Source organism: Kribbella sp. CWNU-51 (assembly GCF_054073265.1).
In genome coordinates this window covers 754169-779615 of sequence record NZ_JBSXMZ010000004.1, presented here as the reverse complement: position 1 = coordinate 779615, position 25447 = coordinate 754169, and the positions used below count along the sequence as shown (strand labels likewise).

Below are 25447 nucleotides of genomic sequence, written 5' to 3'. Positions count from 1 at the left end.
CGCACGGGGGGAGTCCAAGATCGCTGCACAAGCAGAGTTTATCCCACTGAGATATCAAAAAGGAAGATAAACATCTTAGAACATGCCCATTCGATAGTACTGCTGTATCAATTCAGCTCGGTGGTACGCTGACTGAGTGCCAGATATCCATTCTGTGATCCGAGGGACGCCTCACGTTCCCGCGCTGCTGCTGGTCGGTAGCGAAGAGAGCGGCCTCGACCGCACCAGCCAGGCCTATCGGGCGATCCGGCGCCAGATCATCGACCTGACGCTCTCGCCGGGGAGCAGTTTCACCGAGACGTCGCTCGCGCAGCAATGGCGCATCAGCAAGACGCCGGTGCGGGAGGCACTCGCGCGGCTGCGGCGGGACGGACTCGTGAACGCGCTTCCGCGCGCGGGGTACGTCGTCAGCCCGATCACGCTCCAGGACACCGATGATCTGTGTGCGGTGCGGACACTGCTGTGCAGCGAGGCTGCCGCTGCCGCTGCACGCCGAGGCGTCGAGGCGCCGGCGCTCAAGCGGCTCGAAGTGCTGTCCAAGGTGCCGTTCGCGCTCGCCGCGGGCGAAGTGGGGCTCGAAGAGTCGCTGCAGGCCGGGATCGAGTTCGAGGCCATCATCGCCAACTACAGCGGTAACAACCGGCTGGCCAAGGCGATCGTGGACCTGCTCGACGAGTTGGAGCGGGTCCTGCGGATGGCCACCTTGATCTCGCCGGACATCGCGAGTCCGCCGGGGGAGCTGGAAGCCATCTTCGAGCGACTGCGCGACCGGGACGCCGACGCCACCCAGGCCGCCTCGCACAAGCGCTGCGAGCGCGTGCGCCAGGACGTCCTCCAGGTCCTGTCGAAGAGCGCCTCGGTCAGCCGGGCCAACATCGAGATGCCGGTGCCGGCCCGCCCGAAGTAGCTCGCGCGGGCCGGCACCTGCGGCACCCGCCGGGGATCGGGTGCCGGGACGCGGCCTGGAGGGGCTCAGACCGCGGTAGGGAAGTGGAGCTGCGGGCCGTCCGTCGTCTCCTCGGGCCAGCGAGTGGTGACGGCCTTCGCACGGGTGTAGAACGCGATGCCCTCGGGGCCGTGGACGTGATGGTCGCCGAAGAGCGAGTCCTTCCAGCCGCCGAACGAGTAGAACGCCATCGGCACCGGGACCGGGACGTTGACGCCGATCATCCCGACCTGCACGGAGCGCTGGAAGGTGCGCGCCGCCTGGCCGCTCGCGGTGAAGATCGCCGTGCCGTTGGCCCAGGGGTTGCGGTTGACGAGGTCGATCGCCTCCTCCAGCGTGCCGACCCGGACGACGACCAGCACCGGACCGAAGATCTCGTTGCGGTAAACGTCCATCGCGGGCGTGACGTGGTCGAACACGGTCGGGCCGACGAAGAAACCGTTGCCCTGGACATCGAGTCTGCGCCCGTCCACGACGAGGTCGGCGCCCGCGTCGACTCCGAGGCCGATGTAGTCCCTGATCCGCTCGAGCGCCTCGGGTGACACCACCGGACCCATCTCGGCCCCGGGCTCCAGCCCCGGACCGACCCTGACGGCCTGCGCCTTCTTGCCCACCCGCTCGACCAGCGGGTCGGCGATGTCGCCGACCGCGACGGCGACCGAGATCGCCATACAGCGCTGGCCCGCGGAGCCGTACGCGGCGGCGATCAGGTGGTCGGCGGCCTGGTCGAGATCGGCGTCCGGCAGTACGACGGCGTGGTTCTTGGCGCCACCGAGTGCCTGCACCCGCTTGCCGTTCCGGGTCGCCCGCTCGTGCACGTACTGCGCGATCGGTGTCGAGCCGACGAACGACACCGCGGCGATGTCCGGGTGGTCGAGGATCGCGTCGACCGCGACCTTGTCGCCGTGGACGACGTTGAAGACGCCGTCGGGTAGCCCGGCGTCCACATACAGCTCGGCGAGGAAGTTGGATGCCGACGGGTCGCGCTCGGAGGGCTTGAGGACGAACGTGTTGCCGGTCGCGATCGCGATCGGGTGCATCCACAGCGAGACCAGCGCGGGGAAGTTGAACGGCGTGATGCCGGCGCAGACGCCGAGTGGCTGGCGGAAGGAGAACAGGTCGACATCGGTCGAGACCTGGTCGGAGTACTCGCCCTTGAGCAACTGCGGGATCCCGCAGGCGAACTCGACCACCTCCATGCCGCGCAGGACCTCGGCCCGGGCGTCGTCGAGGACCTTGCCGTGCTCGGAGCAGACGATCCGGGCCAGGTCGTCGAGGTACTTCTCAACAAGGTTGCGGAAGGCAAACATCAGCCGCGAGCGGCGCATGACCGAGGTCTCGGCCCAGCCCGGCAGTGCGGCGCGGGCCGCCCGCACCGCGGCATCGACGTCGGCGGCCTCGGCCAGGTAGACCTCGGCCTGGCGCTCACCGGTCGCGGGGTTCCACACCGGGGCGGTGCGGCTCGACTCGCCGACGGTCTTTCGGCCGCCGATGCGGTGATGAATGGTCTTGATGGTGCTCACTGGTGCTCGCCCTTCTGCTGAGTTCCCGAGGAGTTTGCGGTTCGCCGTCGGCTCAGACGATGAGATCACCGCCGTTGATGTCGACGGCCGCGCCCGTGATGTAGGCGGCCCGGTCGGAGGCGAGGAAGGCGACGAGCTCGGCGACCTCCCAGGGCAGGCCGACCCGGGGCACCGGGTACGACGCGGTCTCGCGCTCGAGCGACCCCTCGGGCAGCAGGCCACGGGCCATCGGTGTGTCGATGAGGCCCGGGCACACGGCGTTCACCGTGACCCCGTCCGGCCCGTACGCCTTCGCCAGATGCCGGGTGAGCCCGAGGACGCCGTGCTTCGCGGTCGTGTAGTGCGCGCCACCGGCGGTACTGATGGTCTTGCCGGCAGTGGAGGAGAAGTTGACGATCCGTCCCCAGCCACCGCTGCGCATCGCAGGCAACGCTCGCTGACAACACAGGAACGTGCCGTTGACGTTGACCGCGAGTACCCGGCTCCACTCGTCCTCGGTGATGTCCTCGAACGAGGTCGGCGGTGCAATGCCCGCCGCGTTGACCAGGATGTCGAGCCGCGACTGCTCCGCCAACACCGAGGCGACCGCACGGTCGACCTGTCGGCTGTCCGTGACGTCCACCGCGACCGACCGGACACGGTCCGCCGCCACATCCAGCATCGACGCCAGCTCGGTGCGGCCAGGTGCGGCGAGATCGAAGACCGCGACGGTCGCGCCGCGGCGCGCCAGTGCGTGCACGGTCGCGAGGCCCATGCCGCTCGCACCGCCGGTCACGATCGCGACCCGGCCCTCCAGCTCCACACTGTCCGCGCTGGTGGGTGCGCGGAGCCCCTCGTCGGCGCTCATACGGCCGCCATGACGGCGTACGCGCGACCGAAGGCGGCCGCCGCGAGTTCGAGTTGGTTGGTGGTGTGTGACGCCGAGACCTGCACTCTGATCCGCTCCTCGCCCGCTGGTACGACCGGATGCGACAACGCGAAGGCGAGGACACCATCTCGCCGGAGAGCGGCTGCTACGTCGCGGGCGAGCGAGCCGCCGCCGAGCATCACCGGGATGATGGGGTGCTCACCGGGCAGTACGTCGTACCCGAGATCGCGCAATGCCCTCCGGAGCCAGGCCGAGTTGGCGGCCAGACGTACCCGAAGCTCGGGGTGTGCTCGCGCGATCCGGATCGCTGTCAGTGCCGCAGCGGCCAAGGGCGGTGACATCGCGTTGGTGAAGATGTACGGGCGTGAGACCTGGCGCAGTGTCTCCACGACGGCATGGGATCCGGCGACGAAACCGCCGGCGCCACCGCCGAGCGCCTTGCCCAGCGTCCCTGTCAGTACGTCGACACGGCCGTCCAGTCCGTAGTACTCGGCTGTGCCGGCACCGGTGGCGCCAAGTACACCCGTGGCGTGGGAGTCGTCGACCATGAGCGCCGCGTCGTAGTGCTGCGCGAGTTCGGCGAGCTGCGGCAAGGCGGCGATGTCGCCGTCCATGCTGAAGACTCCGTCGGTGACGATGAGCCGGTGGCGGGCATCCGCGCAGGCGGCGAGTCGGCGTTCGAGCTCGCCGAGGTCGGCATGGCCGAAGACGTGCCGCCGGGCCGACGTCAAGCGGATGCCGTCGATCAGACTGGCGTGGTTCAGCGCGTCACTGAAGACGGCGTCGTCCCGACCGAGCAGGGCGTCGAACGTGCCGAGGTTCGCATCGAAGCACGAGCTGTACAGCACTGCGTCCTCGGCTCCGACCAGGTCCGCGATGGCCGCCTCGAGCTCGCCGTGGATCTCCCGGGTGCCGCACAGTACGCGTCCCGCGGTGACACCGAGTCCCAGATCGCGCAGCGCCCGCTGCGCCGATTCGAGCACCTCCGGGTCGGCGGCGAGCCCGAGATAGTCGTTGGAGGCGAAGTTCACGAGAATCTCCCCGCCGACGCGCAGGGTGGATCCTTGGATGCCTGAGGCAACGAGATCGCGGCGCAACCCGGTGGTCTCCCGGCGTACGTCGAGGTCGGTCCGGAGCCGGTCCAGCAACGTGGCGTTCACGTGTCCAACCCCTTCCAGTCGGTGGAATCGACGACCTCGAATCCGCGGCTGGGAAAGACAGCGTCCATGAAGAAGTCGTGCATCGCCTGGTCGCCGTCGGCGCAGCCGTCTCGCAGTACGGTCACCTGGTAGCCGCGGTCGGCGGCGTCGTAGCACGTCGCGGCCACCATCGCGCTGGTCGCGACGCCGGCGACCACGAGCCTGTTGACACCGGCCGCGCGCAGCACCAGGTCGAGATCTGTGCCGGCGAAGGCGCTCGCGCGGCGCTTGAGTACGACGACGTCCCCGTCGGCGACCGGTAGGTCGACCTCAGTTCCGGGAGATCCCTCGTGGAAGGCGTCCCCGGCCTCGTAGAACGATCTCAGCAACGCACTGTCCGGCGGTACGTCGGTCCCGTTCGCCCGGAAGGCGAAATGCACGAACACCACGAGAACTCCGGCCGCACGGGCGCGGGACAGCACTTCGGTGACGGGCGGGACGACTTGCCGGGCGAACGGATAGTTGCTCGTGATCCCCTGTTGGAGATCGCCGATGATCAGTGCAGTGGTCAAGACCGGCTCCCGTCCAGCCGCTCGATCCGGCGCCCTGTGGTCAGCAGGACACCCATGGCGGCGAGCATGATGATTGCGATGGTCAGTAGTGCGTAGGAGAAGCTACCGGTCGCATCCGCGATGGCCCCGGTGATGTAGGGACCGACGAATCCGCTGAGGTTGCTGACGGAGTTGATCAGCGCGATCCCGGAGGCGGCGGCCGCGCCGGTCAGGCCGATCGCCGGGATCCGCCAGAACTGGGGCATCGCGGAGATGATCCCGGCGACACTCAGGCAGACCGCGAGGACGAACGGGACGCCGCTGCTGGTGAAGGTCGCGAGCACGAGCCCCGTCGCACCACAGGCCAACGGTACGGCCGTCGCCGTGACAGCGGTCTTGCGGCCAGCGAAGTGAGCCCAGGTGAGCAGGGCCACCACGGACACTGCCCACGGGATCGCGGACAGCAGCACGCTGCTGACATCGCCGGCCGGACCGATGCTGTGCGTGATGGACGCGATCATCGTGGGCAGGAAGTACGCCAGCGGATACAGTCCGAACGCGATCGCGAACCACGTCACGGCCATCGCCCAGACCCGGCCGCTGGTCAACGCCTCGCGCAGCCCGGTGAGCGCCCCGTTGGCGCGGTGTTCGGCGGCCTCGGCGGCCAGCGTGTTCTCGATGCCGGCCTTCTCCCGGTCGTCGAGCCAGCGTGCGTCGCCCGGGCGGTCCGGCAGCAACGAGAAGATCAGGACGCTGACGACGACGGTCAGCGCGCCCTCGATGAGGAATAGCGCCCGCCAGCCGGTGATACCGAGCACCTGCTCTCCCCACTTGAGCACCGCGGCGGCCAGGGGGGAGCCGATGATCGCCGACACCGGGGTCATCAGGATGAAGAGCGACAGCGCCCAGGAACGCTGGCGGCGCGGGAACCAGTACGTGATGTAGAGCAGGATTCCGGCGCCCAGACCGGCTTCGGCGAACCCGAGCAGGAGCCGTGCGACGTACAGCGTGGCCTCCGAGTCGACGGCCGCCGTCGCGGCGGTGATCAGACCCCAGGTGATCATGATCCGGGCGATCCAGATCCGTGCGCCGAACCGGCGCAGCATCATGTTGCTCGGCACCTCGACGAGGACGTAGCCGATGAAGAACAGGCCGGCGGCGAGGCCGAGCTGCGACTTGGTCAGGCCAAGGTCACGCGACATCGGTGCGGCGATGTAACCGAGGTTCGCGCGGTCGGTGAAGCTCACTACGTAGGCGAGGCCGATCAGCGGGGTGATCCGGAGGCTGACTTTGCGCCAGGTCTGAGGTGCGACGGAGTTCTGGGTGGTAGCGGCGGTTGAACTCATCAGAAGTCCAATTGGTCGGTGGGGATGATGTTTCCGCGACCCTGGTCGGGCCGCAACGACGCATCAGGGCGTCTTGCTGCGCAACCTGGAGGTGGCGGCGGCATCGATGACGCCGCCTTCGCTGACGACGACGCCGTAGTCCCGGGCGGCCCCCGCGTGCGTGACCTTGCCGTCGAGGACGTCTTCGAGGACCCTTTCCGGGGCGCGCTCAAAGGCAGGACCGTGCCCACCGCCGCCGGCGGTCACATGCCGGTGACGGTCTTCTGCTGTCATCACGAAATGCGGTTTGGAGGCCAGCATTCGTTCGTCCGGACCGTCGGGGTCGAGGATGTTGAGGGATGGTGTCCCCGGCGCGCCGCCGGCCAGCCCGTAGGGCAGGAATATCCGCCGGTCCGACCTGATCTGCACGGTGGCTTCGGGTGCCAGCAGCGTCATGTCCCGGAACGTCGCCAGGCCGCCACGCCAGCGACCTGCTCCACCGGAGTCCGGGAGGTAGCCGTAGCCGTCGATGCGGAGGTGACCTGAGCGTTCCAGTTCCTCGATCGGGGTGTTCGTCAGGTTGGAGCCCAGCGCGCTGATCCCGTCCACACCGTCCCGATCGGGCCGCGCGCCCCAGGCTCCGGCCAACGGATCCCACAGGACGGTGGAGTCGCCGTCGGCCTCGACGATGCCGATCGCGATCCCGTTGGGCCCACCGTCTCCGGCGGCGGGCACCCGGGTGGGGAAGACCGGGGCGAGCGCCCCGAGCACCGCGTCGACGATCCGGAAGCCCACGAGGCCACGGGCAGCGCGTGCGGCCGGCCGCTGTCCGTTCAGGATCGAGGCTTCGGGGATGACGAACGTGAACGGCCGGTAGAAGCCGCTGTTGGCCGGGATGTCCGAGGAGAGGACACCTTGCAGGGCGGCATAGCCGGCGGAGCGGGTGAAGGACTCCGTGGCGTTGAGCGCGGAGTTGACCTGCGGCGCGGAACCGGTGAAGTCGAGCTCGATCCCGGTCTCGGACAGCGTGGCCACCACCCGGATCGGGATCGGGTCCGAGCCGAGGCCGTCGTCGTCGATGTGGTCGGTGAACTCGTAGGTGCCCGGGACCGCCTCGGCCAGCGCGGCTCGCAGCAACGTCTCGGAGTAGTCGAGCAACTCGTCGATGAGGGAGACGAGTCGTTCGGTACCGTGGCGTGCCGCGAGCGCGCGCAGACCTTCGGCCCCGGTGTGGCAGGCCGCCAGTTGGGATTCGAGGTCCCCGCGCAGCAGTTCGGGTTCGCGGACGTTGCGCAGGATCAGTTGCAGGAAGGTCTCGTTCAGGACGCCGGCGTCGAGCAGCCGCGACGGCGGGATCTGCACACCTTCGGCGAAGATGCTGGTCGACTGCACGGCCATCGAACCGGCCGCCCACCCGCCGACGTCGGTGTGGTTGACGACCGTGACCGAGAAGCCCAGCAGGTCTTCGCCGGCGAAGACCGGGGCGACCGCGAAGATGTCCGGCAGGTGCATGCCACCCAGGGACGGGTCGTTGAGCAGGTAGAGGTCCCCTGGCCGGATCGCGCCGCCGAACGCGTCGAAGATCGCCTCCATCGCGCCCGGAATGGACCCGAGGTGGAGCGGCAGGGTGTTGGCCTGGGCGATCACCCGGCCCTGCGCGTCACACAGTGCGGCGGAGAAATCCATGCTGGAGGCAACAAGCTGCGAGTGCGCCGTGCGCAGGATCGTGATCGCCATCTCGTCGGCGAGTCCGGTGACGGCATTGCGGAAGACCTCGAAGGTCACGGCGTCGCGGATCATTCGGGACTCCAGGTGATGACGATGTTGTTGAACCGGTCACGGTGTACTCGCGCACCTGGCGGGACGAGAGTGGTGGCGTCCATGTCCTCGATGATCATCGGACCGTCCACGGGCTCGGTGCCGAGATCGGAGCGCGACACCACCGGCGTACGCACGGTCTCGGCGAACCGGCAGTCGCGGGTCGTGGGCTCGTGCGCCCGGACGACGGGGGAGTCCAGCACGTCGGCGATCGACACGTCGGTCAGCAGCCGGCCGCGGACCCGGAGATTGACCAGCTCGACCAGTTCGTCCGAGCCGGCCCTGCCGTACGTGCGTTTGTGCTCGGCGTGGAACCGGGCCCGTACCTCGGCGAGGAGGTCGTCGGTGAGGTCGCCGTCGGGCACCCGGATGCGGAGCTCGAAGCGCTGGCCGTGATAGCGCATGTCCAGCAGCCGGTCCACGACGGCGCCGGGTCCGAGGTCTGCGCTCACCTTCGTTGCCAGCAGCCCGAATTCCGCGGCGAGCGCGCTCACCTCGGCGAACTCCTCCCGGTACGGCGTGAGCTCGTGGCGTTCGGTGTCGGCGACGAGCAGGCCGAGGCTGCTGAACAGGCCCGGATACACGGGCACGATGACGGTCGAGATCCCCAGCTCCTTGGCCAGGGCGGCGGCATAGAGCGGACCGGCGCCACCGAAGGCGACCATGGTCGCCTCGCGAGGGTCACGGCCACGTTCGCTGGTCACCGCTTTGACCGCGGTCGTCATGCTCGACACGGCCACCTGGTACGCACCGCGCGCCGTACCAGGTACGTCGCCACCGAGCTGCTCGGCGACCGGCGACAGCGACTTCACCGCGAGCTCGGGATGAATCGCGACCCGGCCACCGGCGAGGTCGTGCGGGCTGAGATATCCCAGCGTCACGTTGGCGTCGGTCAGAGTCGGCAGCTCACCGCCCTGGCCGTAGCAGGCCGGGCCGGGCCGCGAACCGGCGCTGGCCGGTCCGACATGGAGCGCGCCGGCGGCGTCGACGGAGATGATGCTGCCGCCGCCGGAGCCGACCTCGGCGATGTCGATCGATGGCGCCCGCACCGGATACCCGGCGCCGGAACTGATGCCACGGGCAACATTCATCCCGCCGCCGACCTCGTAGTCGGCCGAGACGAACGGTTCACCGTGCTCGATCAGGGACGCCTTCGCGGTGGTGCCGCCCATGTCGAACGCGACCACTGTCGACAATCCGATCAGCTGGGCGAGCTTCTGTACGGCGGTGACCCCGGCCGCCGGCCCGGACTCGATGATCTGCACCGGCCGGTGGGCGACGGACGCCGCATCGAGCAGTCCTCCGCTGGACTGCATGACCATCAGCGGGGCGCTCACCTTCACGGCTCGCAGCCCTTCCTCCAGCCGGGTGAGGTAACCGTGCACCGCGGGACCGACGTACGCGTTGACCGTCGCGGTGCTCGTGCGCTCGAATTCGTGCGGCTGCGGGGACACATCGACCGATGCTGTGACATAGACACCGGGCAGCTCGGCCCGCAGCAGTTCGGCGACTCGACGCTCCTCGTCCGGGCGGACGTAGGAGTCGATCAAGCAGAGGGCGACTGCTTCGATGCCGTCCGCTCGCAAGCGCGCGGCCAAGGTGCGGACCTCCTCGTCATCGGCCGGTGGCTCGAGACGCCCGTCGGCCGTGATGCGCTGGTCGAGTTCGTACCGATGCCGGCGTCGCGCGAGCGGCTCGGGCTTGGACCACGACAGGTCGTACAGCACCGGCCGTCGCAGGCGCCCGATCTCCAGTACGTCGCGGAAACCGCGCGTCGTCACCACCGCGGTGCGGACACCGTTCATCGCCAGGATCGCATTGGTGGCCACGGTTGTCCCGTGCAGCATGCCGACGACGGATTCCGGCTCAGCCGACGCCGACGAGAGTACGCCGATGGTCGCCGCCACGACGCCGGAGCCGAAGTCGGGAGGAGTGGACGGGACCTTGATCGGCACGACCTCTCCGGCCGGCCCCAGCGCGATGACGTCGGTGAACGTGCCGCCGATGTCAGCGCCCACTCGCCAGCCGGCCAGTTGCTGATCAGGACTGGGACGCACTGGGATCTCCTTCGCTCGCCGACCAATTGAAATCACAGTAGGAGCGAGTTGAGATATCAGCAAGACCTAGTTGCTGTTTTTCTTCAGACGTGTGATAGACGCTGCGCACCCTGGTCCGATCGCGGGTCTTGCGGGAACCGTTGCGTACCACCATAGTGTATCTGCATACATCAGTGTGCCGATGCGGGCACTGCGCACCACCGGATCACCGAAGACGAAGCTAGATGGTCACCGACGCGGAGGTGCACAGTGGCTGGCGGACGATGGCTTGCGCGGGGTGCGATGGCGATGGCCGCCGTCGTCGCACTGGCCGGATGTGGACTCACCCATCTCGACGACCTGAACTTCCGCGTCGACGACCGGCTCGACTTCGTCAGCCCCGGAGCCCGGTCCACCGTGCAGGCCCCGGTCACCGTCGCGTGGACGATGAAGGACTTCCGGATCGAGGCGCAGGACAGCGAGCCGCCGTCGCGCGAGGCCGGCTACTTCGCGGTCTTCGTCGATCAGTCGCCGATCGAGCCCCGCCACACGCTGGCCGACGTGGCCGACGGCGACGACTTGTGCGAAGGACGGCCGGGCTGCCCGGACAAGGCCTACCTCGTCGATCACGGCGTCTACACGACGACGGCGATGTCACTCGAACTCCCGGTGATCTCAGACATCCCCGGCAGCGAGGAGGAGTTGCAGTTGCACACCATCACGATCGTGCTCATGGATACCTCCGGCCATCGCATCGGCGAGTCGGCCTGGCAACTCGACCTCCGGGCGCGAAAGGTGGGTGCCTGAATGTCCGAGCCGAGGCGGGCTGTCGAGGAGGCCGTGCTCGCAGAGGTCGAGCAGACCAGTACGGCGTTGCGCGACAAGGCCCGCGCCACGCTGGGCGTCACCGGCGACAAGGACACCGAGAGCTTCCGGACCCTGGTGCGGGAGCACGGCCTGAGCTACTACCCGGTCATCGCGCTGGGACTGTTGCTGGCGGCGGTCTCGTTCCAGAGCTATGCGTTCACGGTTCTGACGCCGGAGATCAGCGGCTCGCTGGGCATCTCGATCGCGGCCCTCGCCGGTGCGCGGGCGCTGTACCAACTCGCGATCGCGATCGCGCCGCTGCCGATCGCGGGGCTGTCGCAATCACGCGCCTGGCGGGCGATGATCTGCGTCGGCACCGGGATCGTGTGGAGCGTCATCACCTTGACGACCGGCTTCGTGACCTCGTTGGTCAGCCTCATCGTCATCATGTGTCTCGACGGCCTTTCCACCGGGTCGGCGTACGCGCTGCACGCGCCGTTGGTCGTCGACAGTTACCCTCCGTCGACCCGGGTCCGCGCGCTGTCGGCGTACAACGCGATCGGGACTTTCGGTCAGGCGCTCGTGCCGCTGCTGGTGGGCCTGCTCGCCTCGATCGTCGGCCTGACCTGGCGTGGTGTCTTCCTGGCGCTGGGGTGTGCGTCGATCGCGATGGCCCTGGCTGCCATCGGGCTGCGCGACCCGGGCTTCGGGAAGTGGGACACCGAGCGGTTGCGCGCCGAGGTGCAGGAAGAACACGCTGAGGCGGCAACGACCGGGCTGTCCGCCGACGACGTCGCGCTCGGCTTCTGGGAGATCTGCCGCCGGGTCCTGCTCATCCCGACGAACCGGCGGGTGTATGCCGGGTTCGCCGTGTACGGCGTACTCACGGTGCCGCTCGGGACCTTCATCTCGGTGTTCCTGGACTACCGGTGGAACCTCGGTCCCGGGCAGCGCGGTCTGTTCTTCTCGGCCTTCTTCGGGATCGGTGTCGTCGCGCTGGTCGTCTACGGCGGCCGCGGCGAGAAGCAGTTCCGGCAGTCGCCGGCGCGAGTACTGCGGTCCGCCGGTCTGCTCCTGGCCGTGGCGGTGGTCTTCATCGCGCTGGGCGGGGTGATGCCGGTGCTGGTGCTGATGCTGATCTGCTTCGGAATCGCCGGCGGCTGTATCGGGTTGCTGCACCCGATGCTCGGCATCTCGATGCTGTCGATCGTGCCGGCGCAGATGCGGCCGCACGCACAGGCGCTCGCCGGGATCTTCGTCGCCGTCGGCGGCTCGGTCGGCGCCCTGCTCCTCGGTGGCGTCCAGGATCAGTACGGCGTCGGCGGCACGATGGTCGCCATCGCGATCCCCGGGGTGATCGGTGCGTTCATCATCGCCAGCGCGGGACGGTTCATCGAGGCCGACCTGGACCGGATGATCGACGAGGTGGTCGAGGAGGAGGAGATCCGCCGGATCAGGCGCAGCGGTGGGCGCTTGCCGATGCTGGCCTGTCGCGGCGTCGACTTCTCCTACGGCCAGTTGCAGGTCCTGTTCGACACGAACTTCACCATCGACGACGGGGAGATGGTCGCTCTGCTCGGCGTCAACGGCGCCGGAAAGTCGACGCTGCTCAAGGTGATCTCCGGCGTCTGCCTGCCGAGCGCGGGCAGCGTGCGCTACCGCGGGCAGGAGATCACATATCTCGACGCGGAGCGGCGGATGCGGCTGGGCATCACCCAGATCCCGGGTGGCCGCGCGGTCTTCGGGCCGATGACGGTCGTCGAGAACCTCCGCAGCTACGGCTACACGATGGCCAAGGAGCGGGGGTCGGTCGGGCGCGCGATCGAGTCCTGCTTCGAGGCGTTCCCGCGGCTCTACGAACGCCGCAACTCGCTGGCATCGACGTTGTCGGGGGGTGAGCAACAGATGCTCGGGCTGTCCAAGGCGTTGATGCTGCGTCCGGAGCTGCTGCTGATCGACGAGCTCTCGCTCGGCCTGGCGCCGGTGATCGTCGGTCAGCTCCTCGACATGGTTCGCCGGATCAACGCCGACGGTACGGCCGTGGTGCTGGTCGAGCAGTCGGTGAACATCGCGCTGAACCTCGTTGACCACGCCTACTTCATGGAAAAGGGCGAGATGCGTTTCGACGGCCCTGCCGATGACCTGCTGGCTCGTGACGACCTGCTGCGCGCGGTCTTCCTCCAGGGTGCGGGAGCGGCGCGGTGAAGGCCCGTAAGCCGCTGCTCCACCTCGTGGCCTTCGTGGTCGCGGTCGTCGTGGCGAAGATCGTCTCCGCGATCCTGGCCGGCCACGACGTCATCAAGGCCGAGACACCGATGCCGGTCATCCTGCTCGGCACGATCGTCGGGATGACGTACGGTCTGCTGGCGGTCGGCATCGTGCTGGTCTTCCGGAGCAACCGCATCATCAACTTCGCGCACGGCCAGATCGGCGCGTTCGGGGCGGCGTTCTTCGGTGTCGCCGCGGTGAAGTGGCACATCCCGTACTGGCTCGCGTTCGTGCTGGCGGCGGTCGTGTCCGCGGTGACCGCGGCCGGCGCCGAGGCCGGCGTCGTACGACGACTCCGTAACGCGCCGCGGATCGTGTCCATCGTCGCGACACTGGGCGTCGGCCAGTTCCTGGTCGTCTTCGCGTCGCTGATCAACTCCACCGCGTCCGGGCCGTTGTATCCGCAGCCGACGTGGCTGCCGGTCTTCAACGTCGGCCAGTTGCGCGTGACGCCGGCGTACTCCGGGATGCTGTTCCTGTCGCCGTTGTTCGTGCTCGCGATCGCGTTGTTCCTCAAGCGATCGCGGTTCGGTCTGGCGATCCGCGCGGCGGCGGCGAACCCGGAAGCCGCGCGGATGTCCGGCATCTTCGCCAGCCGGATGTCGACGCTGGCGTGGGCGATCGCCGGCGCGCTCGCGGCGTTCACCGCGATCCTCACCGCGCCGACCCAGGGCTTCGTCGGGGCGGACAGCTTCGGTCCCGCGTTGCTGCTGCGCGCGTTGACAGCCGCCGTCATCGGCCGGATGCAGAGCCTGCCGATCGCCCTGGCCAGCGGCATCGGTCTGGGCATCCTCGAGCAGATCCTGTTGTGGAACTATCCGCAGTCGGGCCTGGTCGAGGTGGCGATGTTCGTGATCATCCTGGTGGCGCTGCTGGTGCAGCGCCGGCGTGGCGGCCGCGACGAGGAGAAGGGCAGCTGGGCCGCGGTGCAGGGCCTGCGCCCGATCCCGGACCGGCTGCAGAGGCTGTGGACAGTGCGTGCGCTAGGCCCGGTCTTCGCCGTCGTGACGATCGCGGTACTCGCGCTCATGCCAGTGTTCATCTCCAACGGTCAGTCGGTGACGCTGACCGGCATCATCGCCTTCGCGATCGTCGGGCTGTCGATCAGTGTCCTGACCGGCCTCGGTGGACAGCTGACGCTCGGCCAGTTCGCCGTCGCCGCGATCGGCGCCGTCGTCTCCTACAAGGTGGCGACCAGCGCCGGTGGTTTCCCGCTCGCACTGCTGATGGCCGGTCTGGCGGCCGGTCTCGTCTCGGTCGTCATCGGCCTGCCCGCGTTGCGCATCCGCGGTCTGATGCTCACCGTGACGACCCTCGGCTTCGCGCTCGCCACTCCCATCTGGCTGCTCGCGCAGCCGTGGATGCTCGGCGATGGCAAGGATCCCGGCAAGCCGGTCGGCTGGCCGCTCAAGGGTCCGCTCGACACCGGCCGCGAGTACTACTACTGCGCGCTGGTGCTGTTCACGGTGGCCCTGGTCCTGGTGTGGAACATCCGGCGCAGTGGCTTCAGCCGCCTGCTCGTCGCGATCCGCGACAACGAGGACAACGCACGCGCGTTCGCCGTCCGGGCGAGTGTCGTCAAGCTCCAGGGTTACATGGTCGCCGGGTTCATCGCGGGCATCGGCGGCGCGACGTACGGTCATTCGCTGTCCACCATCAGCGCCGGGTCCTTCCCGGCGTCCGCCAGTATCGACGTGGTCGTCATGACGGTACTCGGTGGCGTGTCCACGCTAGGTGGTCCGCTGCTCGGTGCGGCCTGGGTCCTCGGTCTGCCGCTGCTGGACATCGGCAACATCGGGCTGGCGGCAACGAAGTTCGGCGCGCTGCTCCTGGTGCTGTGGAAGCCCGGCGGTCTGATCCAGGTCGTCGCGCCGATCCGGGACTGGATCGTGAAGTTCATCGCCCGCCGGCACGGCATCGATCCCGACCCGTTGTACGCCGGCGAGGACGCGGGGGAGACCGGCGCGACCGCTCAGGGGGTTCGGATCAGCGACCTGCGCGTCAGCGAGCCGGACACCGCTGCCTCGAAGCGGGCAGTTGTTCCGGCGGGCACGCCACTGCTCGAAGCGCGCGACCTACGCAAGAGCTTCGGGGGCGTGCGTGCCGTGCGCGGTGTGTCGTTCGAAGTCGCTGCCGGCGAGACGGTCGGACTCATCGGGCCGAACGGGGCCGGCAAGACGACGACCTTCGAGTTGCTCGGCGGCTTCACGAAACCGGAGACCGGCCAGGTGTTCTTCAACGGTGAGGACATCAGCAAGGCCGGCCCGGAGGGACGCGCGCGGCGCGGTCTGATCCGGTCGTTCCAGGATGCCGCGCTGTTCCCGACGATGACCGTGAAACAGACTGTGATGCTGTCACTCGAGCGCGTCCGGCCGACCAGCTTCGTGACGTCGACGCTCGGGGTGACTCTGGGCGAGCGAACGAAGGAACGCCAGGCCCGTGCACTGATCTCCGCGATGGGCCTCGACCACTACCGGGACAAGGCGATCCAGGAACTGTCGACCGGGACCCGCCGGATCACCGAGATCGCCTGCCTGGTGGCATTGCAGCCCTTGTGCCTGTTGCTCGACGAACCGTCCAGCGGCGTCGCCCAGCGCGAGACCGAGGCGCTGGGTCACCTGCTCGCCGAACTCAAGAGCGAGCTCGACCTGACGCTCGTGATCATCGAGCACGACATCCCTTTGATCATGGGGATCTCGGATCGGATCATCGCGATGGCCGACGGCAACATCATCGCCCAAGGTACGCCGGACGTGGTGCGGACCGACCCGCAGGTCGTCGACGCCTATCTCGGCGGCAGCATCACCGCGATCGAACGCTCGGACGTGCGACTGGCCGCGGCCGACCGATGAGGGTGCGCGGGTCTACTCGGTCGGTACGGCGGCCAGCAACGCTTCCATCCGGGCCCGGATCGGGGCGGCGTTGTCCGCGGCCGTGAGGATGTACGGGCGGTCGCGAAGGATCGCGTCGACGACGAGCTCGCCCACGACGGACGGCTGGACGCCCTGATCGCGGACGATGTCCTGGGCCTGGTCCAGGATCGCCGCGATCTTGGCCGAGTGTGCCGGCGCATCTGCCGGACGCAGGCGCCGGGCGTTCTCCACACCGTCGGTGGCGACCGGTCCGGGGCACAGGACGCTCACCCCGATGTCGTGCGGAGCCAACTCCACGCGCAACGATTCGCTCAGGCCGACGACCGCGAACTTCGAAGCATGGTAGAGAAATCCCGACCGGTACAGGAACGAGGTGCTGTCGACGAAGAGACCGGCCGCCGAGGCGGTGTTGACGATGTGGCCGCCGAGCCTGCGCCGGATCATCCGCGGTACGAAGGCCTGGACGCCGTTGTAGACGCCGTTCGCGTTGACGCCCATCACGTAGTCCCACATCGTGTGGTCCATCCGCGACGGCGTGACCGAATCGAGGACGCCGGCGTTGTTGACGACGATGCTCACCGGGCCGAGCTCCGCCTCCACGGTCTCGGCGATCTCGCCGTACCGCTGCCGATCGCGGACGTCGAGCCGGTAGCAGCGCGCGCTGGTCAGCGCCGACAACTCGGCCTCGGCCTGTTCGAGGGCCGGACCGTCGAGGTCGGCCACTGCGACCGCGACCCCACGGCCGGCGAGCGACCGCGCGACGGCCAGCCCGATGCCGCGAGCTCCGCCGGTGATGAAGGCCGTGCGCCCTGCGAGGGAATCCATGGTCTCCTCCTGATTCGCAGCTTCTCGCGGCGCGGATTGCTCGCGAGGCCTTGCGTTCACCCCAGGCGTATCAGCATAGTGTATGTACGTACGACATCGCGTACACCGACTGAAGGAGTTGCGCCCATGCGGATCCGTATCGGTCTCCCCGGGGCTCTCCTCGTCGTCGCACTCGTGCTTTCCGGGTGTGGAGGCAACGATTCGGCCGGGGCCACGAAGGTCACCCCTTCCGCCTCGGCCGGCGGCAAGAGCGAGGGTTCCTGCACGCTGCTGACGCAGGCCGAGCTGGAGGCGAAGTTCGGCACCGCCTTCGGCGACGGCGTGCCGACCCACCAGGAGACCGGTGCCGACCTGTGCGTCTGGACGAGCACGAATGCCTCGCCGGCCAAGACGTTCTCGATCACCGTGCTGCGCCAGGACAGCCTCGACGGCGCGCTCAAATCCAGCGGCCAGACCGTCGCGGAACTGTTCGCGCAGACCAAGGCGGCGTACCCGAAGGCCGTGTCCGTCGACCTCGGCGACCAGGCGTACGCGTCGCCCAGCGAGGTGCAGGTGCTGGACGGCGACACCTGGTACTCGTTCTCCGCGTTCCTCGGCACCGGAAGCGGCGCGCTCGACATTCTGAAGGACCTGGCCGCCCGAGTGGTCGGCTGACCCCGCCGTGCGCGAGTCCGGCGTTGAGATGAAGGAGTCAGGAACCATGATGCGTATTCGGAACGCCGCGCTCGCGGTGTGCGGCGTTGTTCTCCTCGCCGCGTGTGGCGGGGTGCAAGGCAGTGCAAGTCCCCAGGGCGGTGGCTCCGGCTTCACGCCGACGACCTCCGGACCGATCCAGGTCGGGGTGCTGATCACCGACACCCGGGCCGAGACCGCACGGAACGGGGTCGGGATCGTGAGCCCGTACCGCGATGCGGCCCACGCCATGATCGATGCGATCAACGCCCGCGGCGGTGTCAAGGACCGGAAGCTGGAAATCGTCGACGAAGCCATCGACTTCAGCAGTCCCAACCACGACACGGCGTTCGAGGCGATCTGCCAGCGGTTCACCAAGGACAAGAACGTGCAGGCCGTGGTCTACGACGGCCTGATCTACAACGACAGCTTCAACGGCTGCCTGTCGAAGGCGGGCGTGCCGATCGTGTTCATGGGCCAGATGGGGTCGCCGGTGGGCGATGAGACCGATCTCAAGAACTACCCGGGCCTGATCGCCGCGAACGCCGTCAGCGTCGACGACCGGGTCAAGAGCATCATGAACAAGGCCATCGCGGCCAAGTACCTGCCGCCGGGCAGCAAGATCGGTGTGGTCATCGAAGACTGCCCCTACAACGATCGCGTCTACGACGCGACCCTCAAGCCGATCGCCGACAAGGCCGGCATCGAGCTCGTCAAGGCCGGCGTCAAGTGCGCACACGGGTACGCCGACAACGGGCCGACCCTCGCCCTGATCCAGTCGCTCGCACTGAAGTTCAAGTCCGAGGACATCGACAGCGTCATGTTCCTGACGTTGTACGAGAACGGCCTGGTCTACTACTTCGCCCAGGGCGCGCACACGCAGAAGTGGTCGCCGCAGTACCTGCTCTTCCACTCGCAGGGCGGCGCCGGGAGCATGAAGATCTACCCGGTCGACCAGCTGACCAACATGCGCGGTTTCGGCGGCTTTCCCGACCTCGACGTGACCCAGCCGCCGGCGCCGTCCGCGGCCCAGGCCAAGGTGCGCAACGACTGCCTGACGGACGCCCGCAGTGCCGGCCTGGCCGTGCAGAAGATCACCGATCAGATCACCGTCTTCCAGGCCTGCGACGCGATCCGGCTGCTGCAGCAGGGCCTGATCAACAGCGGTGGGCTGGGTGGGACCGAGAAGCTCGTACCCGGGATCGAGAAGATCGGCACGAGCTTCGTCAGCGCCCTCACCCTGAACGGTGCCACCAAGTTCGGGCCCGGCCGGCACACCGGCATGGAACTCACGGCCGTCTCCAGCTACGACCCCGGCTGCAAGTGCTTCACCTACTCGACTCCGCCGGCGCCGATCGGGTGACGCCCACGACGACCGGACTGTCCGCACAACTCTCGAAAGGCGGAGCACCACGATGACCACGACGAGCGAGGCAGCAGTGCACGGACACGTCGAGGAGGGCTGGGGGAAGGTCGCGGACGAGTTCCGGGCGAACTTCGAGGGAACCCCCGGGGAGGTGGGCGCCTCGTGCTGCGTCTACGTGGGCGGTCGTCCGGTCGTCGACATCTGGGGTGGCCTGGCCGACAGCGACACGAACCGGCCATGGAACGAGGACACCATCGCGATCGTCGCATCGACGACGAAGGGCGCCACGGCGATCTGCGCGCACATGCTGGCGCAGCGCGGCGAGCTGGATCTGGACGCGCCGGTGGTCGACTACTGGCCCGAGTTCGGTGCAGGAGGCAAGGAAAAGATCCTGGTGCGGTGGCTGCTGTCGCACCAGGCGGGCCTACCGGTGGTCGACACGCCGTTGACGCTGGAGGAGGCGTACGCCTGGGATCCGGTGATTCGTGCGCTCGAGGCGCAGAAGCCGCTGTGGGAGCCGGGGACGGAGCACGTTTACCACAGCATCACGTTCGGCTACCTGGTCGGTGAGCTCGTACGCCGGATCTCCGGCAAGTCACTCGGCACCTTCTTCGCCGACGAGGTGGCCGGCCCGCTCGGGCTGAACGCCTGGATCGGGTTGCCCGAGGAGCAGGAGGAGAAAGCGGCCCGGATCGAGTACACCGGGCCAGTCACCCTGGAGGTGCTGACCGCCGGGCTGATCGAGGCCACCGGGCTCGATGCCGACACGGTCGCCAGGTGGATCCAGGCCGTCTGGGGCGAGGGCTCGGTCCAGGCTCGCGCCGGCGTGCTCGGCGGCGCGTTCGAGTACAAGGATGACCTCAACGCTCAGCGTGCGTACCGAGCGGCGGAGATCCCGGCCGGGAACATGCTCACGGACGCGCGGTCGATGGCACGGATGTACGCGCCACGGTGGGCGACGTCGACGGCGTCAGACTGCTCGATCCGGCCACTCTCGGGCGGGCGATCGAGGTCCAGACCGACAAGACCCGGATGCACTCGCTACCGGCGGATCTGGACGTGCCGGCCAACCGCTCCTTCTACATGTCGCACGGGTTCTGGCGCTCCTGCCCCCCGCTGCCGATGGCCGGGCCGAACTCATTCGGCCACCCGGGCTCCGGTGGATCGGTCGCCTTCGGCGACCCCGATGCCGAGCTCGGCTTCGGCTACGTCATGAACCTCTGGTCCTATCAGGCCGGCGAGCGGCGGGCACGCAATCTGACCGATGCCGTCCGGGCGTGCCTCGGATGACGGGAGACCTCGCATGACGGACCTTCAGGAGACGGTGCAAGAGCTGGTCGCACGGCACGGGATCCCGGGCGCCGTGGTGGGTGTCCTCGAAGGCGGCCGGATCGAGGCGGCGGCCGCCGGCATCGCGAATCTGAACAGCGGCGTGGAGATGACGCCGGACACACTGTTCCTGACCGGCTCGATCACCAAGGTCTGGACCACGACGCTGCTCATGTCGCTCGTCGACCAGGGGCTGGTCGACCTCGAGGCGCCGGTCAAGCGCTACCTGCCGGACTTCGCCCTCGGCGAGCCCGGCGCCGCGGACGCCCTGCTCGTACGTCACCTCGTCACACACTCGTCCGGCATGGATGCGGCGATCTTCCTCGCCGACGTGGGCGACGGCGACGAAGCGATCGCGAACTTCGTCGACCTGCTGAGCGACAAGGGCCAGTTGTTCGAGCCGGGGGAGTACTTCTCCTACAACAACGCCGGCTTCGTGCTGGCCGGCCGGATCATCGAGGTCGTCACCGGCGAGGGCTTCTCGGACGCGATGCGGCACCGCTTGTTCGCGCCACTGGGTCTGGAACGCAGCATGTTCACGGCCAAGGAGGCGATCCTGCACCGGATGGCCATCGGGCACTATCCAGGTGAAGGCGGCTATGTACCGACGAAGCGGTTCTTGCTGCCCGAGTGCCTCGGCCCGGCGGGTACGACCTTCATCACCACGGTCCAGGACACGCTGACGTTCGTACAGACCCATCTGCCGAAGGGGCCACGCTTCCTCACCGACGAATCGGTCGACCGGATGGCCGCGCATCACCTCGACTTCCCGGTGCCCGCCACCGGCTCGTGCGGGCTCAGCTGGCTGCGCAAACAGCACGGGCCGCGCGTCGTACTCACGCACGGCGGCGGTTCGTACGGCGGCGTCGCGATGGTTGCCGTCGTTCCCGACCAGGGCACCGCGTACGTCGCGTTCGCGAACGGCGGAGCCGGTTCGATGCCGTTTCATCAGGAGCTCGCCGAGGCGATCCTGGAGAAGCGGTTCGGCCTGCCGCCGCAGGACTCGCCCGATCTGTCCGGGCCCGCTGCCGATCCGTCCCGCTACCACGGCGTGTACCGGAGCTGGGGTGGCGAGGTCCGGATCACCGACGACGGCGACGCGCTGTCCTGCGCGCCGAGGTGGACCGAAGAGATTCTGCAGCGGGACCGGCCCGGGTTCCCGGTCGTACGGCTCCGGCCGGCCGGACCCCAGGCCCTGGTCCTGGCCGACCACGCCGGCCAACCGGCATTCGCCTACGGCATCGGCGACGACGGTGCGGGTCACCCGAAGTACCTGTTCGCGATGGACCAACTCACTCGCCGTATCGGCGACATCTGAGATCACTACGGCATACGAGGCTCTGGAGGATATTGATGGCGGAACAGTTCGGCACGTTCGACTTCGGGTTGGACGAGGCCCAGGAGGAGCGTGCCGCGCGGCTGCACCGCGAAAGCGTCATCGTCGACGTCCTGTTCCAGGGCCCGGTCGGGTACCGGGTCTTCGACGACGAGATGAACAAGGAGCTGCGAGCACGGCTGAAGGAGACCCACGACACCCTGGGGACCTTCTCCTACGGTCTCGAGGCGCCGATCCGGCGTGCGTTCGCGGGCCGGATGGACGAGGTGAAGGACCACTGGGACGCCAGCGGCATCACCTGTGGGAACCGGCAGGTGGAGATGTCGGACGTCCGCCACATCCGTGAGCGCAGCTTCGCGTTCGTGCAGAAGCAGTTCGACTACTTTCCCTGGCTGGCCAAGGCCCTGACCGCCGGTGACATCCGTCGTGCGCACGAGACCGGCACCCATGCCGGCCTGATGAGTTCACAGGTCATGCTCGGGCCGTGGCGCGATCTCGACGCGCTGGCCTGGGCACATGACTCCGGGCTGCGGATGTGCCAGCTCACCTACAACAACATGACAGCGGTCGGCGTCGGCTCCACCGAGCGCACGGACGCGGGGCTGTCGGCGTTCGGCGTGGCCAGCGTCAAGGCGATGAACGAGCTCGGCATCATCGTCGACACCGGTCACGTCGGCCGGATGACCACGCTCGACGCCTGCGAGGTGTCCGAGGCGCCGGTCGTCGCCTCTCACACCGCGGCGCAAGGTGTGTTCAACCATGCGCGTGGCAAGAGCGACGAAGAGTTGCGCGCCCTGGCCGCCACCGGAGGTCTGATCGGCATCGTGACCGTCCCGTTCTTCCTGGGCGCCGGACCCTCCGTCACCATCAACGCGATGCTCGATCATGTCGAGTACGTCGCCGACGTCGCCGGCGTGGACCACGTCGCCATCGGTACCGACTGGCCGATGCAGCTGCCCCAGTGGATGCTCAGCGATCTCCTCCAGCCGATCTTCGCCGAGACCGGCTTCCGGCCGGAGGACAAGTTGGTCGCGACGCAGCAGCTGGCCGGGTTCGACGACTACCGGGACTTCCCGAACATCACCCGTGGCCTCGTCGGACGTGGCTGGTCGGACGAGGACATCGCCAAGGTGCTCGGCGAGAACTTCGTGCGCGTGATGGAGGCGGTCTGCGGCTGAATGACCAAGAGACTGCTCGCCTACGCGACCTACCTGCCCCACTACCGACTCACCCGCGGCACGATCAACGCCGCCCTCACCGGTATCCCTCGCGGCTCCGGGGCACGCACAGTGGCGGGATACGACGAGGATGCGGTGTCCATGGCCGTGGCGGCCACTCGTGCACTCGGCGCAGGGGTCGGCGAATCCGATCACCTGTACTTCGCCACGACCAACACACCGCTGCTGGACAAGTCCTGCTCGCTGATCGTGCACGCCGCCAGTGGGATGCACGGTCGAGCCTTCACGTTGGACCTGACCGGGCTGCGGTCGGGCTTCGGTGCTCTCAAGGCTGCCTCCGAGTCCGGGGGCGTCGCGGCAGCCGCGGATCTGCGGACCGGCAGGCCGGGATCCGCTGAGGAGGCCGATGGCGGTGACGGAGCCGCCGCCTTCCTCTTCGGTGACGGTGACAGTGACGGTGACGACGTGATCGCCGAGGTCCTCGGATCGGCGTCCGTGCCGAAAGAGGTCATGGATGCGTGGCGGACGCCCGGGACCAGCTACGCGCTGATCGGCGAGGACCGCTTTGTCGACCACGTGCTGGCACAGGCGGTTCAAGAGGTCGTGACCGAGATCGGCAAACGCTCTGGGCACACCGAGACGCCGACCACGTCCGTGGTGTCTACGCTGAACCGGCGTCTCGCGCGCTCGCTGAGGACTTCGATCGGTTCCGAAGGTGGCTCGGAGGCGCAGGATGCCCACCGCGAGAACACGGGATACTGCGGGGCGGCGGACCTAGGTCTGCTGCTGGCGAGCGCTCTCGACACGGCCAAGGCCGGCGACACGATCCTGGTGGTGTCGGCCGGCGGGGGAGCCGATGCGTTGCTCCTGCGAGTGCTGAAGGACGGCCCGTTCGCCGGTGATCGGAGGCCGGGCGGGGTGGGAAGAGAGATCGGGTATCACCAGTACCTCACGTGGCGTGGCCTGGTCGCGCGAGAACCTGCTCGTCGTCCCGAACGGCCCTCGGTCGCTCCGCCACCGGCGTACCGCAACAGTGGATGGAAATTCGGCCTGTTGGGCTCGCAGTGCCTGGAGTGCGGGAAGGTCTACCTCCCGCCCGCGAGGGTGTGCGCGTGCGGAGCGGTCGATCAGACCAAGCCGTTCAGCATCGCTGATCTCACCGGGACGATCGTGACGCAGACGACCGACTGCGTGTCCGACAGCCCGGCGCCGCCGGCATTGGCAGCACTGATCGACTTCGGTACGACCGGACGTCTCCTGCTCGAACTCACCGACGCGTCACCGGCCGACGTCGCCAACGGCACCGAGGTCGAGATGTCCTTCCGGCGTACGTACGCCGTCGACGACGTACCCAACTACTTCTGGAAGGCCCGGCCCAAGGACAGGAGACCGCAGTGACCGGAAGCATGCGCGACCGCATCGCCATCGTCGGGATGGGGTGCACCAGGTTCGGTGAGCTGTGGGACAAGTCGGCCGACGACCTGCTGATCGAGGCCTCGCTCGATGCGATCGCGTCCGTCCCCGGCCTGCGCAAGAACGACGTCGAGGCTTACTGGTACTCGACCGTGGCCTCGGGCCACGCCGGACTCCCGCTGGCCAAGGCCCTGAAGGTCGAGCGCCCGGTGACGCGAGTGGAGAACTTCTGCGCGAGTGGCTCGGACGCCTTCCGCAACGCCGCCTTCGCGGTGGCGGCCGGGGTGTACGACGTGGCGATGGCCGTCGGCGTGGAGAAGATCAAGGACAGCGGGTACTCCGGCCTGACGCTGAACGTGCCACCAGGCGACAACACCGCCACCGAGGTCAGCAACCCGGCCGCCTATGCGATGCTGCCGGCGGCCTACAGCCGGGCGTACGGCGTGGACCCGGGTGACGTCCGCAGGGCGCTCACCCACATCGCGTGGCGCAACCACGCCAACGGCGCCAAGAACCCGGAGCGCGCGCAGTACACCTCGGTCGTGCCGAAGGAGAAGATCGAGAAGGCACCGAGGATCGCCGGCGACCTCAGCGTGTTCGACTGCTCGGGTGTCTCCGACGGCGCCGCCGCGGCGATCATCGTGCGTGCCGAGGATGCGCTCCAGTACACCGACACGCCGATCTACCTCAAGGGCATGTCCCTGTACGCCGGGATGAGCAACGGCGCAGCCACCGCGGGCGTGCAGCACGCGTCCTTCCCGGAGGTGGTGCAGTGTGCGGCCTCGGCGTACGCCGACGCCGGGATCATCAATCCCCGCGAGCAGATCTCGCTGGCGGAGGTGCACGACTGCTTCACCCCGACCGAGATGATCCTGATGGAGGACCTCGGCTTCTCGGAGCGTGGCCGGGCCTGGCGGGATGTCCTCGACGGTGACTTCGACCTCGACGGCGCCCTGGCGGTGAACCCCGACGGCGGCCTCAAGTCGTTCGGCCACCCGGTCGGCGCGAGTGGCCTGCGGATGATCTTCGAGCTGTGGCTGCAGTTGCGCGGCGAGGCCGGCCCGCGGCAGGTGGCGTCGCCGCGGCTCGGCCTCGCGCACAACATGGGTGGACTTCCCGGCGAGTTCATCTCGTTCGTCGGTATCTTCGGCAACGAGCTGGGCTGAGCCCGCCG

The 25447-nt window shown here is 68.4% G+C and carries 19 protein-coding genes and 1 pseudogene; 12 read left to right on the top strand and 8 right to left on the bottom strand.

Features of this window, described 5'->3' with window-relative positions; translation table 11 throughout:
* The first annotated feature begins 136 nt into the window (after nt 1–136).
* Nucleotides 137–907: a GntR family transcriptional regulator gene (locus ACXC9Q_RS05745; RefSeq protein ID WP_457055417.1), complete on the top strand. Its 771-nt coding sequence runs from the start codon at nt 137–139 to the stop codon at nt 905–907.
* A gap of 65 nt (nt 908–972) precedes the next feature.
* Here ACXC9Q_RS05745 and ACXC9Q_RS05740 read toward each other — a convergent pair whose 3' ends face one another.
* The 7 genes from ACXC9Q_RS05740 to ACXC9Q_RS05710 form a co-directional block, all read right to left on the bottom strand.
* Nucleotides 973–2469 carry a CoA-acylating methylmalonate-semialdehyde dehydrogenase gene (locus tag ACXC9Q_RS05740; RefSeq protein ID WP_457055416.1) on the bottom strand — a complete coding sequence of 499 codons (1497 nt, stop codon included), beginning with the start codon at nt 2467–2469 and terminating at the stop codon, nt 973–975.
* A gap of 52 nt (nt 2470–2521) precedes the next feature.
* Nucleotides 2522–3316, bottom strand: coding sequence for an SDR family NAD(P)-dependent oxidoreductase (locus tag ACXC9Q_RS05735; RefSeq protein ID WP_457055415.1), 795 nt, complete (start codon nt 3314–3316; stop codon nt 2522–2524).
* Nucleotides 3313–4497 (bottom strand): glycine C-acetyltransferase, encoded by a 1185-nt coding sequence (locus ACXC9Q_RS05730; RefSeq protein ID WP_457055414.1) that lies wholly within the window; start codon nt 4495–4497, stop codon nt 3313–3315. Before ACXC9Q_RS05730 ends, ACXC9Q_RS05735 begins: the two co-directional genes overlap by 4 nt.
* Nucleotides 4494–5048 (bottom strand): cysteine hydrolase family protein, encoded by a 555-nt coding sequence (locus ACXC9Q_RS05725; protein ID WP_457055413.1) that lies wholly within the window; start codon nt 5046–5048, stop codon nt 4494–4496. The genes ACXC9Q_RS05730 and ACXC9Q_RS05725 overlap by 4 nt, the downstream gene beginning before the upstream one ends.
* Nucleotides 5045–6373, bottom strand: a complete 1329-nt coding sequence (locus ACXC9Q_RS05720; protein WP_457055412.1) for an MFS transporter — start codon at nt 6371–6373, stop codon at nt 5045–5047. Before ACXC9Q_RS05720 ends, ACXC9Q_RS05725 begins: the two co-directional genes overlap by 4 nt.
* 63 nt (nt 6374–6436) lie before the next feature.
* The gene (locus ACXC9Q_RS05715; RefSeq protein ID WP_457055411.1) at nt 6437–8152 is read right to left on the bottom strand and encodes a hydantoinase B/oxoprolinase family protein; all 1716 of its coding nucleotides are present in this window, start codon (nt 8150–8152) and stop codon (nt 6437–6439) included.
* Complete coding sequence (locus tag ACXC9Q_RS05710) at nt 8149–10227, bottom strand: hydantoinase/oxoprolinase family protein (protein ID WP_457055410.1); 2079 nt, start codon at nt 10225–10227, stop codon at nt 8149–8151. The genes ACXC9Q_RS05715 and ACXC9Q_RS05710 overlap by 4 nt, the downstream gene beginning before the upstream one ends.
* A 249-nt stretch (nt 10228–10476) precedes the next feature.
* On the opposite strand from ACXC9Q_RS05710, the gene ACXC9Q_RS05705 reads away from it, so the two are divergent.
* The 3 genes from ACXC9Q_RS05705 to ACXC9Q_RS05695 are packed head-to-tail and all read left to right on the top strand — an operon-like array spanning nt 10477 to nt 16133.
* Entirely contained in the window at nt 10477–11013 is a 537-nt protein-coding gene (locus ACXC9Q_RS05705; RefSeq protein ID WP_457055409.1) for a hypothetical protein, read from the top strand.
* On the top strand, nt 11014–13218 hold the full coding sequence (locus ACXC9Q_RS05700; protein ID WP_457055408.1) for an MFS transporter: 2205 nt from the start codon (nt 11014–11016) through the stop codon (nt 13216–13218).
* Nucleotides 13215–16133 carry an ABC transporter permease subunit gene (locus ACXC9Q_RS05695; protein WP_457055407.1) on the top strand — a complete coding sequence of 973 codons (2919 nt, stop codon included), beginning with the start codon at nt 13215–13217 and terminating at the stop codon, nt 16131–16133. Before ACXC9Q_RS05700 ends, ACXC9Q_RS05695 begins: the two co-directional genes overlap by 4 nt.
* A 12-nt stretch (nt 16134–16145) precedes the next feature.
* Here ACXC9Q_RS05695 and ACXC9Q_RS05690 read toward each other — a convergent pair whose 3' ends face one another.
* Nucleotides 16146–16979 (bottom strand): SDR family oxidoreductase, encoded by an 834-nt coding sequence (locus ACXC9Q_RS05690; RefSeq protein ID WP_457055406.1) that lies wholly within the window; start codon nt 16977–16979, stop codon nt 16146–16148.
* A gap of 126 nt (nt 16980–17105) precedes the next feature.
* Here ACXC9Q_RS05690 and ACXC9Q_RS05685 point away from each other — a divergent pair, with 126 nt between their 5' ends.
* From ACXC9Q_RS05685 to ACXC9Q_RS05650, 8 genes and pseudogenes are all read left to right on the top strand, one after another.
* Nucleotides 17106–17633 (top strand): hypothetical protein, encoded by a 528-nt coding sequence (locus ACXC9Q_RS05685; protein WP_457055405.1) that lies wholly within the window; start codon nt 17106–17108, stop codon nt 17631–17633.
* A 46-nt stretch (nt 17634–17679) separates the two neighbouring features.
* Nucleotides 17680–19014 (top strand): ABC transporter substrate-binding protein, encoded by a 1335-nt coding sequence (locus ACXC9Q_RS05680; RefSeq protein ID WP_457055404.1) that lies wholly within the window; start codon nt 17680–17682, stop codon nt 19012–19014.
* A gap of 52 nt (nt 19015–19066) precedes the next feature.
* Nucleotides 19067–19912 (top strand): annotated as a pseudogene (locus ACXC9Q_RS05675) (serine hydrolase domain-containing protein); the annotation flags it as partial.
* Between the two features lie 137 nt (nt 19913–20049).
* Nucleotides 20050–20307 carry a hypothetical protein gene (locus tag ACXC9Q_RS05670; protein WP_457055403.1) on the top strand — a complete coding sequence of 86 codons (258 nt, stop codon included), beginning with the start codon at nt 20050–20052 and terminating at the stop codon, nt 20305–20307.
* A gap of 13 nt (nt 20308–20320) precedes the next feature.
* Entirely contained in the window at nt 20321–21664 is a 1344-nt protein-coding gene (locus ACXC9Q_RS05665) for a serine hydrolase domain-containing protein (protein ID WP_457055402.1), read from the top strand.
* Nucleotides 21665–21699: 35 nt separating this feature from the next.
* The gene (locus ACXC9Q_RS05660) at nt 21700–22860 is read left to right on the top strand and encodes a dipeptidase (protein ID WP_457055401.1); all 1161 of its coding nucleotides are present in this window, start codon (nt 21700–21702) and stop codon (nt 22858–22860) included.
* On the top strand, nt 22861–24258 hold the full coding sequence (locus ACXC9Q_RS05655; RefSeq protein ID WP_457055400.1) for a hypothetical protein: 1398 nt from the start codon (nt 22861–22863) through the stop codon (nt 24256–24258).
* Entirely contained in the window at nt 24255–25439 is a 1185-nt protein-coding gene (locus ACXC9Q_RS05650; RefSeq protein WP_457055399.1) for an acetyl-CoA acetyltransferase, read from the top strand. The genes ACXC9Q_RS05655 and ACXC9Q_RS05650 overlap by 4 nt, the downstream gene beginning before the upstream one ends.
* Nucleotides 25440–25447 lie beyond the last annotated feature (8 nt).